At 39.3% G+C, this 13,971-nt stretch carries 14 protein-coding genes; 5 read left to right on the top strand and 9 right to left on the bottom strand.

Going from position 1 to position 13,971, the window contains the following annotated elements; translation table 11 throughout:
* Positions 1–10: 10 nt before the first annotated feature.
* Together VHO47_05085 and pth are read left to right on the top strand one after the other, a co-directional pair.
* Positions 11–682 (top strand): OmpH family outer membrane protein, encoded by a 672-nt coding sequence (locus VHO47_05085; GenBank protein ID HEX2978466.1) that lies wholly within the window; start codon positions 11–13, stop codon positions 680–682.
* 3 nt (positions 683–685) lie between these two features.
* Complete coding sequence (pth, locus tag VHO47_05090) at positions 686–1,231, top strand: aminoacyl-tRNA hydrolase (protein HEX2978467.1); 546 nt, start codon at positions 686–688, stop codon at positions 1,229–1,231.
* Here pth and VHO47_05095 read toward each other — a convergent pair.
* Positions 1,212–2,096 (bottom strand): hypothetical protein, encoded by an 885-nt coding sequence (locus VHO47_05095; GenBank protein HEX2978468.1) that lies wholly within the window; start codon positions 2,094–2,096, stop codon positions 1,212–1,214. The genes pth and VHO47_05095 overlap by 20 nt on opposite strands.
* 137 nt (positions 2,097–2,233) lie before the next feature.
* Positions 2,234–4,819, bottom strand: coding sequence for an alanine--tRNA ligase (alaS, locus tag VHO47_05100; GenBank protein HEX2978469.1), 2,586 nt, complete (start codon positions 4,817–4,819; stop codon positions 2,234–2,236).
* A gap of 264 nt (positions 4,820–5,083) precedes the next feature.
* Here alaS and VHO47_05105 point away from each other — a divergent pair, with 264 nt between their 5' ends.
* Entirely contained in the window at positions 5,084–6,316 is a 1,233-nt protein-coding gene (locus VHO47_05105) for a serine hydrolase domain-containing protein (protein HEX2978470.1), read from the top strand.
* Positions 6,317–6,325: 9 nt separating this feature from the next.
* Here the strand turns inward: VHO47_05105 and VHO47_05110 are convergent, their stop codons facing one another.
* From VHO47_05110 to VHO47_05130, 5 genes are all read right to left on the bottom strand, one after another.
* A complete protein-coding gene (locus VHO47_05110; GenBank protein ID HEX2978471.1) occupies positions 6,326–6,844 on the bottom strand; it encodes an HIT domain-containing protein in 519 nt (172 codons plus the stop codon).
* Positions 6,845–6,960: 116 nt separating this feature from the next.
* Positions 6,961–7,530, bottom strand: a complete 570-nt coding sequence (locus VHO47_05115; protein ID HEX2978472.1) for a hypothetical protein — start codon at positions 7,528–7,530, stop codon at positions 6,961–6,963.
* A gap of 64 nt (positions 7,531–7,594) precedes the next feature.
* Positions 7,595–9,067: a hypothetical protein gene (locus VHO47_05120; protein ID HEX2978473.1), complete on the bottom strand. Its 1,473-nt coding sequence runs from the start codon at positions 9,065–9,067 to the stop codon at positions 7,595–7,597.
* Positions 9,068–9,156: 89 nt separating this feature from the next.
* The gene (locus VHO47_05125; protein ID HEX2978474.1) at positions 9,157–9,645 is read right to left on the bottom strand and encodes a hypothetical protein; all 489 of its coding nucleotides are present in this window, start codon (positions 9,643–9,645) and stop codon (positions 9,157–9,159) included.
* A gap of 151 nt (positions 9,646–9,796) precedes the next feature.
* Positions 9,797–10,123 carry a hypothetical protein gene (locus VHO47_05130; protein ID HEX2978475.1) on the bottom strand — a complete coding sequence of 109 codons (327 nt, stop codon included), beginning with the start codon at positions 10,121–10,123 and terminating at the stop codon, positions 9,797–9,799.
* Positions 10,124–10,277: 154 nt separating this feature from the next.
* Here VHO47_05130 and VHO47_05135 point away from each other — a divergent pair, with 154 nt between their 5' ends.
* Together VHO47_05135 and VHO47_05140 are read left to right on the top strand one after the other, a co-directional pair.
* Positions 10,278–11,285 carry a hypothetical protein gene (locus VHO47_05135; protein HEX2978476.1) on the top strand — a complete coding sequence of 336 codons (1,008 nt, stop codon included), beginning with the start codon at positions 10,278–10,280 and terminating at the stop codon, positions 11,283–11,285.
* Positions 11,286–11,323: 38 nt separating this feature from the next.
* The gene (locus tag VHO47_05140) at positions 11,324–11,872 is read left to right on the top strand and encodes a DJ-1/PfpI family protein (protein HEX2978477.1); all 549 of its coding nucleotides are present in this window, start codon (positions 11,324–11,326) and stop codon (positions 11,870–11,872) included.
* A gap of 3 nt (positions 11,873–11,875) precedes the next feature.
* Here VHO47_05140 and VHO47_05145 read toward each other — a convergent pair whose 3' ends face one another.
* Positions 11,876–12,496 carry a cyclase family protein gene (locus tag VHO47_05145; GenBank protein ID HEX2978478.1) on the bottom strand — a complete coding sequence of 207 codons (621 nt, stop codon included), beginning with the start codon at positions 12,494–12,496 and terminating at the stop codon, positions 11,876–11,878.
* Positions 12,493–13,941 carry a UDP-N-acetylmuramoyl-L-alanyl-D-glutamate--2,6-diaminopimelate ligase gene (locus VHO47_05150; protein HEX2978479.1) on the bottom strand — a complete coding sequence of 483 codons (1,449 nt, stop codon included), beginning with the start codon at positions 13,939–13,941 and terminating at the stop codon, positions 12,493–12,495. The genes VHO47_05145 and VHO47_05150 overlap by 4 nt, the downstream gene beginning before the upstream one ends.
* Positions 13,942–13,971: the final 30 nt, after the last annotated feature.

Here is a 13,971-nt window from a genome sequence, read left to right on the forward strand (position 1 = left end):
GGATGAGCCCATGAAATCGGTCTGCATCAAAACATATCTTACACTCTTTACATTGCTGCTCTGCCCCAAAATGTATTCAATGGCAGGAACTGCTCAAATGCCTTCAGATAAGAAAGTTGCCGATCTTTCAGTGAAAGATTTACAACAAATGATTAAGGATACGATTCAAAGTTTACTTGCATTTGTGGATCCTTATTCAATTTTACAAAAACTTGATGAAGTAAAAGATGCTGAGCAAAAACTCAAAGCGGATCTTGAAGCAAAAGAGCGCCAAATTGTAGATATTCAAAATAAGATCAAACAAAAAGAGGCAGAGTTTCAAGCAAAGGCTCCCGCGCTGAGCCCCGATGCCCGTGAAAAATATCAATCCGATATTATGAGCTTGCGCGCACAAGGACAAACAAAACTAGAAGGCTTGCAAGCGTTCATGCAACAAGCTCAGCAAGAACTTGAAATGCGTTTCTTGAAAAAAATCCAAGAAGCTGCTGAAGAAATTGCAAATGAAGAAGGAATTATCCTTGTTCAAGGCGCCGGCATTGTATATGGTTCTAAAGCACTCAACATTTCTGATAAAGTTTCAGCTCGCATGAATAAAAAATATGGCGAAGAAAAACGCAAGAGCATGAAACCAGTAATAACTCCAGCTGCGCAACCATCTTCTTTGCCAACAGCACCAAAATAACTCATGCAACTCGCTCCAATAACAGCGTTAAAAGATATTAAAGCAATTATCGGGCTAGGAAATCCTGGCCCGAAATTTGCCCGTACGCGGCATAATATCGGTTTTATGATCATTGATGCGCTGGCAGATCAATCAAGTGCTCCGTGGCACACCAAAGGGAACATGGAAGTTGCCTCGATCGATATCAATGGCAACAAAGTTCTTCTGATTAAACCGCAAACATTTATGAATGTGTCGGGAAGAGTGCTGCCGGAACTTGCCAAGCAAGGAATCAAAAAAGAAAATATTCTGGTTATCCACGACGAGTTAGAATTACCATTTGGTAAACTAAAAGTGCGTGCAGGCGGCAGCGCCAAAGGGCATAATGGATTGAAATCTATTATCGAAATAATAGGCCCAGAATTTGCACGCTTATCAGTCGGTATTGATCGTCCGGTAAATCGGGAAGAGGTGCCGGATTATGTATTGCAAAATTTTTCTGAAAGTGCAGAGGCACTTGACGAAATGATTAATCAGGCTATAAAAAAAATTAGAGAAGTGTGCACATAGAAGATTTTTTATTCTCTTTAGGTACTAATGCAACACTATTAGGATACAGCGTCGTGTGGCGCTCATATAATTTCTTAGCCTTTTTCCATTCATCAAATTTAATTGGTCTTAGATGAGGTTGGTAGTCTAATCGTAAATCATGAATTTTTATCAACTGATCTCGCTGGTCTGCAGTAAATGTATCAAATATTGCGCGCCACCTAGAGCCTTTATTTAAATCAACTTTACGCACTGATTCATTGTAAGACTTCTCGAGTAAATTTATTAATAAGCACTGTTGGATAGAAAGCTTAGAAGTTTTATAAGCTTCGGACATCTCATCCGTAACCATTTTCATATAACCCTTATCAAGCAAATTAATAACAGAAGCATCTCGTTCGAGTAGATGCAAAAAACTAAGAGTTCTCCATTTTGCTGATAAATGAATCTTTGCTAAAAATGAATCACTTTTATTTGCTAAATAATCACAACATTTAAGATACTCAACCAACTCGATAAGAGCAAGATCGTTGTGTCCCGCCATAAACAATGCAAATTGCTTTTCTGTGATGCCAGACAAATATAAAGGATTCTTTTCTGTGCGGCCAGCTGACTCTAATGCAGAAAGTTCCTGATCCGTCAATTCGTCATTAAAATAATCATCAGGATTAGGGTTATAATCTTTTCTAAGCACTTGGCGCAGGTAAGGGGCTTTTCGAATAAATTTTTCTATTGTGTACTCGTCCCAATCATAATAAATCTGATCTTTAAACTGTAAAAAATAACCAGTGCTTGCGGGAGTATTATTGTTGTTGGTTGAGCGCTGCTCCATGGCAGAGCTTACACCGCTTAAGAAAAATAATATTACCCATAATAAATACATCATAATGATCCCCAAATTAAATTATAATGTATCAGCCTAGTATTATTATTTCAAATAGTCAAATTTGGCTGTTTTATAGCGTTCTATAAATAGAGCAATTTGCAAAAAAATCTGCTGAATAATTCTCTAAATCGCTCCGATTACTTACTCGAAACCCATTTCTTAAGCTCAGCGGCAAATTTATGTGCGTCAACCGCTGGCCCGCCGCCTTGAAGCAATTCTGCCTTACCGCCGCCGTGCATATTGAACGATGTTTTGAGCCATTCTGAAATATCCTTAAGCACAAACGTTTTTATCGTTGGCGAAAGAAGTGCGACAAATGAACTTTGCTGTGCAGAGTTGAATAAGAAGTAAAATCCTTGTTTTGCGCGCATTAATTCGTGCCCAATTTCGCGCAGTTCATCAACCGACGCATCATTAAATGACAAGAATAAAAATGGAATCCCGTTAATATTTTCAATGCGTTCGCGCCACTGCGGAAGCTGCAAATGCATCATTTGTTTTTTTAGATTCCGTATTGAATCGTTTGCAGCTTTTAATTGCTCACGATGCTTTGCAATCGCATCCATCACTTGCTCAACCGGCACTTTAAAATCGGTGCTCAACTTTTTTGAAATCGCAAATGTCTGCTGATACGTTTCTATAGCTTTGGGGCCTGTAAGCGCGACAATGCGCTTTTGCCCTGCAGCAAGAGATGTTAATTCAGTAATTTTGAAGCATCCAATATCGCCGGTTTGGCGTACGTGCGTGCCACCGCAAAGTTCTGCAGAAAAACCTGGAACATCGATCACGCGCACTTTTTCAGGATTATATTTTTCGCCAAATATCGCCATCACGCCGCGTTTAATTGCATCGTTATAATTAGTTTCAGTAACAGAAACGGGAATATTTTCTCTAATTTTATCGTTTACTAAATCTTCGACTTGTTTAATTTGCTCGGCAGAGATCGGATTATGGTACGTAAAATCGAAACGCAAATAATCAGGATCTACCAATGAACCAGCTTGGCGAACTTCGCTTCCCAGTAATTTAATAAGGGCTGCTTGGAGCAAATGCGTTGCGGTATGATTGTACATAGTATTCAACCGCACTTGTTTATCAACAACAGATGTAATTGCATCACCAACTGAAATTGGTTTGATGGTTTTAATACGCGCAGCGATTGCATTATCTATTCTTTTTAAACCAATCAGCGGCGCTTGAAACCCATCGATTTTAAGAGAGCCTTGATCGCTCACTTGCCCGCCCTTCTCCACATAAAATGGAGATTTTGATGCAATCACCCACACATCACTTCCCGCAGGGGCTTTTTCCACTTCATGATTATCGACAATCAGCGCAGTAATTTTTGAAGGGGTCTCAAGATCGGTATAACCGGTAAAATCTGTTTTAATATTTTCGCCCAATTGAATTTCATGAACCGTCTCTTTTTTTCCTGAGCGTTCGCGTTGCTGCTCCATCTCTTTTTCGTATGCAAGAATATCTACTTCAAACCCTTTTTCTTGAGCAATAATGCGGGTTATTTCAAGAGGGAATCCATACGTATCGTAAAGTTTAAACGCCTGAGGCCCCGAAACTATTTTATTTTTTGCATGCTTAAAATAATCGGCAAGCATTTCTTGACCTTTAGTCAAATTCGCATCAAATTTTTCTACTTCTTGTTCAAGAAGCATAATGATGCGTGAGCGGTGCTGAGCCAGTTCAGGATATACTGAACCCATATCTTCAATTACCGCATCAACAAGTAAAGGGAAAATCGGTTTTTCGATTAATTTTTTAGAAAATAATGCAGCACGGCGGATTACCTTGCGCAGAACATAACCACGGCCATCATTGGATGGAGTCGCGCCGTCTGCAATTAAAAAAGTTGATGCGCGAATGTGGTCTGCAAGTACATGAAATGCCGCTTTTTTTTCTTTATCTTGCTGCGCATATTTTTTGCCGGTTAATTGCTCAATACGAGAAATAACATGCGCAAAAACGTCGGTTTCATAAACCGTATCTTTTCCTTCTAGAAGCAATGCGAGCCGCTCAAGCCCCATGCCAGTATCAACGCCGGGTGATTTGAGCGATTTATCACTGCCATCAGGTTGACGATCAAATTGCATGAAAACCAAATTCCATACTTCTAGATAACGATCGCATGAACATCCCGGCTTGCAATCAGGTTTTTTACAACCATAGTTGGAGCCCCGATCAATATAAATTTCAGAGCATGGGCCGCACGGGCCGGTATCGCCCATTTGCCAAAAGTTATCAGCTTCGCCTAATTTATGAATGCGCTCTGCAGGAAGGCCTACCTGCTTATTCCAAATTTCAAACGCTTCTTCGTCTTTATAATAAACTGATGCATGCATTACTTCCGGCTTAAATTTCATCGAACCGGTCAGAAAATCCCAAGCAAACTGAATCGCCTCTTTTTTAAAATAATCCCCGAAAGAGAAATTCCCCATCATTTCAAAAAAAGTTAGATGGCGTGCTGTAAAGCCAACATTATCAAGATCGTTGTGCTTGCCACCTGCGCGCATACATTTTTGAATGCTTACCGCTCGTTTATAGCTGCGCGTTTCTTTACCCAAAAAGAGATCCTTAAACTGATTCATCCCAGCATTGGTAAAAAGAATCGTTGGATCTTGTGCTGGAATAAGCGAAGAACTTGGCACTTGCGTGTGCCCGCGGCTAACAAAGAAATCGAAAAAGAGTTTACGAATTTCAAGCGATTGCATTGATTTATCCTTATAAGACGAGCAGAATCGATGTATTTTACTCTAGCACAAACCATTTTGGGCGTCGAGACCATCTCAAAAATGGATTCGTTATTTGAACTCGCTAAATGCGGGGCTGCTCATAAATCTTTTTCAAATCGGTACCTTTAAATCAATAAAAAGTTCCTATTGGGGTCAACGGCCCGTTGTGACCTTTTTTGCCTATTTTATAGAAATTTTTGGTTAATTTTTTATAATTTAAGCACATTTAAACCAGAGGTCTTAATGAAGCATAAAATAACAGTGGTAGTTATTCTTTTCTTTCTCATGCCATTCACCATTACAAGTAATCCTAATTCTTCCGCACTTTTCCAAAGTATAAAAAACCTTTTTGCAACAAGGGGTAAAAATCGTATCATTAATGGTACTTTTTTAGTCGCACATGGGGCCGATGGTATATTTAATGAAGGTTTTGGCTGGGCAGATAAAGAACGAAAAATTAAAAACAGCTCAAAGAGCCAGTATCTCATTGGCTCTATTACTAAACAATTCACGGCGGTCGCTATTTTAAAATTGGTTGATCAAGGCAACATAGATCTGCATAAACCAATCAGCACTTATTTGCCGCATCATCATCCTATTTGGTGCGGCAATTTTCAAGAATGGGCAAACACGATCACGATTCATCATTTGCTCATCCACAGTTCAGGACTTCCTGAATATGTTCGCCTTGAAGGCTTTGGTGATTTTTACAAAAAACCGCGATCATCCAAAGAGTTTATTACTTTCATCAGCGATCAACAACTTTCTTTTGAACCCGGGAGCAAATATGAATACAGCGGCACGGGCTACAATATTTTAGGAATTATTATTGAATCGGTCACTGGAATTGATTATGGATCATTTTTGGCCAAGGAATTATTTAAACCACTTAATATGAAGAGTACCTATGCTGCACATCGTGAAATGCTAAGCTGCGTACAGAAAATTCATCCAGAATTGAGCATAGGCTATAATCTCGATGAGCAAACAAAAGAATTGCAACCAGGCGATAATGTTAACATGACGACAGCTTTTGCTGAGGCCTCAATTATTTCAAATACTGATGATTTGCACGCATGGAATTTAGCTCTTTACGCAGGAAAAATTATTTCTGCAAAAAGCCTCGAGCTTATGCTGACTCCTCACCTGCAAACAAACTATAAAAATATGGCTACCGGCTACGGCGTTCTCATATACAAAAGTCCTGAAGAATTTTTTTATAAACATGATGGGATGATAAACGGCTACCAAAGTTCTTTGCTCTATCAACCAAAGCATAAACTAACTATTGTCGGCTTGAGCAATGCATTGGGATCAAACCCAGATGAACTAGTTTATAAAATACAAGATTTGGTTAATGAATACTTAGGAAAACAATCACCAGGCACAGGCAAAACGACATTACTTGTTGCAGTCATTGCTTTTTTGATCATAATACTGTTCTTTTCAATGCACCGGCGCAATTTTTTTAAATAATAATTCAAACTATACCCGCTTCTGCAAGAATGCACCAAATTCTGGCAGTAGTTGTTCATAAATCTTTTTCAAATCGGTGCCTACTTGTTTAGTTTCTCCAATTAAGGGGAAAAAATTAGTATCACCAATCCAACGTGGAAGCACATGAAAATGAAAATGGGCAGGAATGCCGGCGCCTGCCGCTTTTCCTAAATTTGCTCCTAAATTAACTCCTTGAGCGTTGAGCTCTTTTTTCAATACTGCTGACGCAAATGATGCAAGTTCCATTAATTCTGCCCGCGACTCTTTGCTAAATTCTTCGATTCCTGGGGTATGTTCGTTTGATGTGATAAGCAGATGTCCACCAGAATATGGATACGCGTTCATCATTACAAAATGATGTTTCGCTCTGAGCAAAATACCATAATAAGCGTCATTATGTGCCGCATATTGGGCGCAAAAAGGACAGTCATTTTCGTTTCCATCTTTTTTCTCACCATGGACGCCACGAACGTACGAATTACGCCACGGAGAATATAATTTTTCCATACTTTTCCAATTTTTCTATATTGAAATGTTAGAATTAATTAATCATATTATATTTTCTCTTATGTCCCTAAAAATCATTAATAATAAGTAAGCATTAGCCTGTTGCAAAAAAAGATCTATTGCGGGCAACATTTTTGTATATTTTGCCAATTACTAAAGATTAATGCCAATGTAGTAAGGCCTACGACTGTTGTCCCTGTGAAAAGTGCACGCATAGGCGTACAGCATTTTTTTTCTTTAGGCTGATATTCACCATACCACTTTCTGATCATTAAGGGGCCGCCCTCAATTTGAGCCTCATTTCTTGTATAGAGAGCAAATGATTCTATAGGCAACCCTTTTTCGTCTTTTATTTCTCGAGAATAGTAAAAATCATTATGTATCTCATCAAGCGTGCTATCTTTTTTAAAACAAAGATCTGAAAAATTTTGTTTGGTATAAAGTTGAACTATACGCTTTGTATCTAATTTTGAAAACGTTTGAATAACAGGCGGGATCCCATCCTGCGAGAGTTCATGAAATGTTTTCTTTGAGAGTGGCTCTATTTCACTCATAACCAAATAGGAAGATTTATGAATTCCATAATCCTCTGGCACTCCATTCACTATTTTAAGAACATGCTGATGCATCTGAGCAGACGAATTTGAAACAAACATTAAATAAACTATTATATGCATTAACTTCATAACATCCTTTACCTATGATTGTTAATACATAATTTATTAGTTTGGATTATGCGACATCAAGGTATTACTTATCTCTAGCAAATACCCAAAACCAAAAAATGAGTGAAAGAATAACCAGAAGCGGCTCGGCCGGCATGCGCAAACGGGCATACCCAAAACCACCGGTCATAAAAAGAAGGCCGCCAATTAATATACCCGAAAAAACCCAAAGCATCAGCATTTGATTATCATAAGCGCGTTTTTTTAGAAACCCATACGCATTGCGCACTAAAAAGAGCCAACACCCTGCAAAAAATCCAATCCACAAAAGAATCGAATAGAAAAATTCAATCCAAGCAATAATGCGCATCCACCAAGGGATTGATTCGGCATATAAACATGCAGCAACTTTTTTGCTCAATACTTCCTCAATTTGATCCCATTTAAACGTATTTTTTGCCAAAGAAACCAATTGGCTACTATATAAATCGAAGGTCGTTTTAAGTACCTCGGTCATCCAATCGAGTACAAAATATTTAGGAAATTGCTGAATCCAAGGAAGCGCTAACTGCATACAAAAGAGTTCGCGTGTTACAACATACGGCGATTTAATCGCACGATAGATTTCTTCTTGCGATGCAGTTTCATTTTGCGCTTGAACAAACATATATTTAAGGCACAAATCAAGCGGCTGGTTTGCTGCACGACGAATTAATTTCGGCACGGAGAACGCACATAAATAAGCACCAGACATCGGGCAAAAAAACCAACGCCCCGTAAGATTATGATTACGAACGTACCACGGAGAAAGCGATGCAAAAAAAACGCATAAGAAAAGAACAATTCTCATTATTTTTCTTGGCCAAGAAACGGCGCTTAATAGCAGGATAACGCAGGCCAGAACTGAAATGAATTCCCCATTCGGGCGCATCCAAGTGTAAAGGCCTAGCAGTATGCCGCCAAAAAAAATTCTTGAGAGCACCCAAGATTCTTGCGCATGCTTACTGGAAGGCAGTGCGATAGAAAATAGGCAAAGAAGAAATCCAAAAAAGAAAAGAAGAGCTATTGCTTCGGTTAATAAATAGCTCGGTGCAACTATAAATCCTGGATGGAACGCAAAAATCCACCCTGCAATCTGCGCTAAACTCAACGATCCCGTTATTAAAAAGGCGAGAAAAAAAATCAGGAGGGGCGTAAGCGAAGAAAAAGCAACTTGGGCCAAAATAACCGCTTTTTGTGCCGGCATATTTGCTTCAAACGCCGGGCTAAAAAGGCCGTACCATTTATAAAAAAGTGAAATAAAATAAGGATATCCGGGCGTGCGCCAAAAAATAGGTTTGTTATCGTCGACGCGATGCATTCCCGTTCCATGTGCAATGCCAACAGCGCACACATGATAATCCATACTATCCGCTTGCCAATGCCGTTGCTCGTGCTGTCCGTACGAATAAAAAAATAAAGCTCGCAAAGCAAGCGCACATAAAAAAAGAATAATTAGGTTCATCCCTAATAGTTCACGAAACGAAAAAGATGACGATTGAGATAAAGCGATCGACATGACATACTTCCTTTTATTTACCCCAAAATTTAGGGTAAGTTTTGGTGGTTATCATAAAATAGAAGTAGTAAGTTGTGAATAGCCTCGAATTATCGCAGGGTAGGAATCTTAACTGGAGCTAATTGAATCTCTAGAGCTCCATCGGCCTTTAATCGATCTGCATATTCAAGCATAAGCACCGCTATTTGATTATAAAGATTTCTAAAAGCAACTTTAGTTGCGTTTGCTGTAGTGCTTGCATCAACAGCTTTTTTTAATGGAGCAAGAAGTTCCTGTAGACGTTTTCCCGTATCATTAATAAGCGTTAGCGCATCACGCTGATACGATAAATTTCCAAGCCATGTTCCTAATTGATAAAAATATTCATCCATCGTTTTATTACCGGTTTGTATGAGTGCCAGGCGTTGTAATTGCTCAAATTTTATTGGTACCGATGGTTGATCATGCGTCGCTTTAATGGTTGAATTTATTTGATCACGATGATCTTTTTTTATTGCGGCGACATCGGTCACCGTAAAGTTAATTGCGTGAAGCTGAATGCAAAAACTAATAAGAAAATATTTAAATAACCTTTTCATCCCCATCTCCCCCATAACCATATTTTCACTTATTCTACTTCTTTGCATATCTGACAAGCAATAATGCGATCAAATTAGTTTGATGCCGCAGAAAAAAGAACAAAAAAAAGATCGGTTTTTACACCGATCTTCTTAGTATTTTTTGGGCAACTTAGCCGTTTATAGCTTTTTCTGCTTGTTCTTCTGTTTGCTGAATTTGCTCACCGGTTTGACCACCTTCAACATCGTGCTGGGTTGCCGGTTGTGCGTTTGCAGGAGTTGGAACAGCGACTGGGCCTAAAGCCTCTTCGCGCGCTAGAGCATGTTTCTTTTGTAGCTCTTCAAGTTCTCTATCAATATCGCTTGGTATTTCTACTTTTAGCTCACCAAATTCTTCAATTGTTTCTTGCGAATGCGGCACAGGATAGGTAGATTCCTCTGCAAAAGCGTTCATGCCTGCAACAAGCACAGCCATGAGCATGATAATTTTGTAATTCATAATTCAACTCCTTGAGTGCAAACTTTCAATCATATTATACACCTTTTATAATAGCCTATTTGCAAAAAAATGTCAACAGATCGTGGTTTGCGAACGATTAATACTCCCGTCAAGTATGACAAACGCCAAAAAAAACGCTAGAGTAAAAAATAACATGATTCGGCCAATTTTATACCGCATTTTTTCATCACTCATTACTTATCTTGAGGTTCAGCTTTTCCTCAATCTTGCTTCCCTTCCGTTGCTCATTGCTTGGGGTCTTCCCTTTAGCCTTATGACTCCGGTAAGTAATCTATTTTTTAATCCATTTCTTTTTATTTTACTTTTTCTTTCGTCTCTCATTTTTTTTAGCGAACTTTTTTTTCTGCCAAACACTTTTTTGATTACCTGCTTAGAAAAAATATCACAACTATCGAGTATTGTATTTTCTTGGGGCAACTCATCGTGGCTGATCGAATTGCCAACTATTCATCCGTTGATTTTGCTTGCAATGCCGCTTTTTTCTTTTTTTATCTTGCACTCGAAAATTTTTAACCATCCCCTTAAACGAATTGCTGGATTTACAGCAACCCTTATTTTCTTTACCGCATTGCTCAAATACAATACGCAAACCAAGCCATCAATTGAAAAGATAGCCTGCAATGAAAATGAATTAACGATCATGCGTGCAAATGCAAAAACGGTTATTATCGATCCCGGCGCATTAGGAAAACGGGCTTCATCTATTAGCTGGGTAGAATATACACTTGTTTCACATCTGATTAGTTCATATGGTACGAGCACGATAGATCATCTTATCATCCTCCAGCCAAATAGTTGTACGTTAAGCGCCGTGGCAAGACTCGCGCAATGCTGCACCATTAAAAACATATATCTTCCGTATTGGCATGGTGATGCACCAAAAAATTTCATGCGCAGTTATGGTATGCTCCGCGCAGCAGTTAATGAACACGAAACAACTATCGAACGACTTGGAAAAAAACCGACGCAGTTACGGATCGGCTCCAATGCGTGCGCATCTTTAGTGCCAACAAAATCATCGATTGCCTATGAAACGATTTCGTACCCGGCATATCAGGTAGAGTTGTCGATCCTTAATCAAAAAATACGAATCAATTCGCTTAAACTGCGCTCCATTGACAACCAATCTTCTACAAACTAAGATGACGCCAAAGTTTTATGACACCTTAAGGATGAGTAATGAACGTAGTAAAAGATAAAGAAGTAGTATTGATTATCGCAAGTGAAGGTTTCCAACCAATTGAATATTTGGAAACAAAAAAACAACTTGAAGCGCAAGGTATAAAAGTGCTCACCGCAAGCGATAGAGAGGGCGGCGCAATTGCGACCGATACCTCAACTGCACCGGTAGACAGCACGATCGATCAACTTGATGGCAATCAATATGATGGCATTTTTTTAATCGGTGGTTCAGGCGCACTTGAGTGTTTGGATAATTCCACAACAGCTCACTTGATCACGCAAGCAAAACACAGTGACACTCCCTATGGAGCGATTTGCATTTCCACACGAATTCTTGCAAAAGCTGGTGCACTCACCGGAAAAAAAGCGACCGGATGGAATGGCGATAATGCATTGGATGTTATATATAAATTGCACGGCGTGGATTACCAAAAAGAAAAAACAATTGTTACTGATGGGTTAGTGGTTACTGCAGCAGGCCCCAACGACGCAAAAGAATTTGCACAAGGAATAATTCGAGTGCTCACAAAAAAAGAATTAGGATAGCAATCACTTCATCAAAATTGCACGTGCAGGAGCTGCATCAATCCCTGGTATTAAAAGTGGTAAACAATAGAGTTCATAATTTCCGGCGGATACACCCTGCAAGCGTAACCCTTCAATAATAGTGATATCAGCTTTCATGAGAAGTTCGTGCGTATCGTGCTTAGGTTGATTGCGTTCAATTCCTAAATAATCGATGCCGATTGTTTTTATTTTTTTATCTACTAAAAAGCGGGCAGCATCGGCACGTAGATAAATAAATGAAGGATCAAATGGCTCGCTAATTGAACGCGCACTATTTTTTGTTTTCAATAAAATCCGTTCGCCAGCATTAACTATATGCGCTTCAATATCCTGTCGGGTAATTGCATCATCAACATGCGTTAAATCGATAACGCGGCATGTACCAATCAATGAATCGAGTGATACGTTTTCTATAGTTTTACCATCACTTAAAAAATGAGATGGCGCATCGATATGCGTGCCAGTGTGGCTATGCAAACAAATCTCCGATTCAGCCGCGCCGTTATCTAAAACGTTTTTTATTTTTTTGAGATGCACGCTGGCACGATTTTTATATTCGGTCATGCCCGGTGCAATTGGCCAACTGATATCGATAATATTCACAACGCTTCCTTTATCGGGAGCGATTGTAAAATTGATCGCTCACTAAAATAAGTTTTTACACCACTCACCAACTCATATTCATCAGGCCCTTTGCCCAGTAATGCAATAATTGAGCCTCTGGTAGAATTTTGATACGCATGCAGAATTGCTTTTTCCCGATTCTCAATAATAATCGTTTTTTCAATGCTCTGTTCGCTAATTCCCGCCATAATTTGTTCAATAATTATCTGCAATTTTTCCGACCGAGGATTATCTGAAGTAATAATTACTAAATCGGCATAGTTAGCGGCAACAGCGCCCATTAATGGACGCTTTGTTGCATCTCGATCGCCCCCCGCGCCAAACACCACGATTAATTGAGTAGTTAATGGCCGCAACGCGGAAAGTACCGCTTCAAATGATGATTGATTGTGCGCCTTATCAATAATGCCGCGCGCGCCGTTAGGCAGTTTGTACAATTCAAGCCGCCCGGGAACTCCGTTAAACGATGCGCAACCTTTAAAAATGGTTTCAATATCAACCCCAATGCCATGGGCCATACTTATTGCTGCTAAAATATTATACGCATTAAATTCACCCAAAAGTGCGGGGCAAAAAAAATTATAATCTGCACCATCGAGCACAATTTTTAGTTTTAGCCCATTCCAATCATTTGAAATAATTTCACCCTTAATCGAGCTAGCGACACGCAAAGAAAACGATTCCGCAATAGCACATCTTTTCTTGAGTTCTTCAAAGTGCGCGTCGTCAGCATTGATAAAAATCGGTGCATTTTCTTTTGATTGAGCAAAAATCTGACACTTTGCTTGAAAATAAGCTTCCTGAGTTGGATAAAACTCGGCATGCTCGTTTGAGAAATTCGTAAATATAACCCCATCAAAAGACAAATCAAAAACACGATCGAGTGAAAACGCCTGCGCAGCGGTTTCCATCACGACATATTCAATACTATTTTTTTTACACGCATCAAAAAAGAGGTGCAAATAATCAGGATGCTGAGTAGTGAGCTCAGTTGGCAGAATTTCGGTGTCGATCATATTGTACACGGAACTCAGCAGCGCTACTTTTTTTCCTGCACTGCGCAACAGATGCGCAAGTAAAAAAGCGGTAGTTGTTTTTCCTTTAGTGCCAGTAATAGCCAGTATTTTCAACGACTTGGCAGGATAATTAAGCTCATGCTGACTCAATTGCGCCAGTGCACGCCGCGTATTATCGGTGCGCAATAAAAGCACGTTTGATCTTTGAATCAAAGATTGAATATCATCCGGAATATGCGCATCTTGCGCAACAACAATAATGCGCGCACCGCGTGATAAAGCTTCAGGAATATGATTAACCCCATCGTCTTTCATACCTTTTACGGCGACAAAAATAGAAGATGTACCAACATTATTGGTGTGGCATGCAACCGGAAATATGTTTGGCAAAAACGGTGAATGATTCATAAAGACTCCACGGAAAGACTGTATGAAAAC

The sequence above is a fragment of the Candidatus Babeliales bacterium genome (genome assembly GCA_036260945.1).
Taxonomy (GTDB): Bacteria; Babelota; Babeliae; order Babelales; family JACPOV01; genus JACPOV01.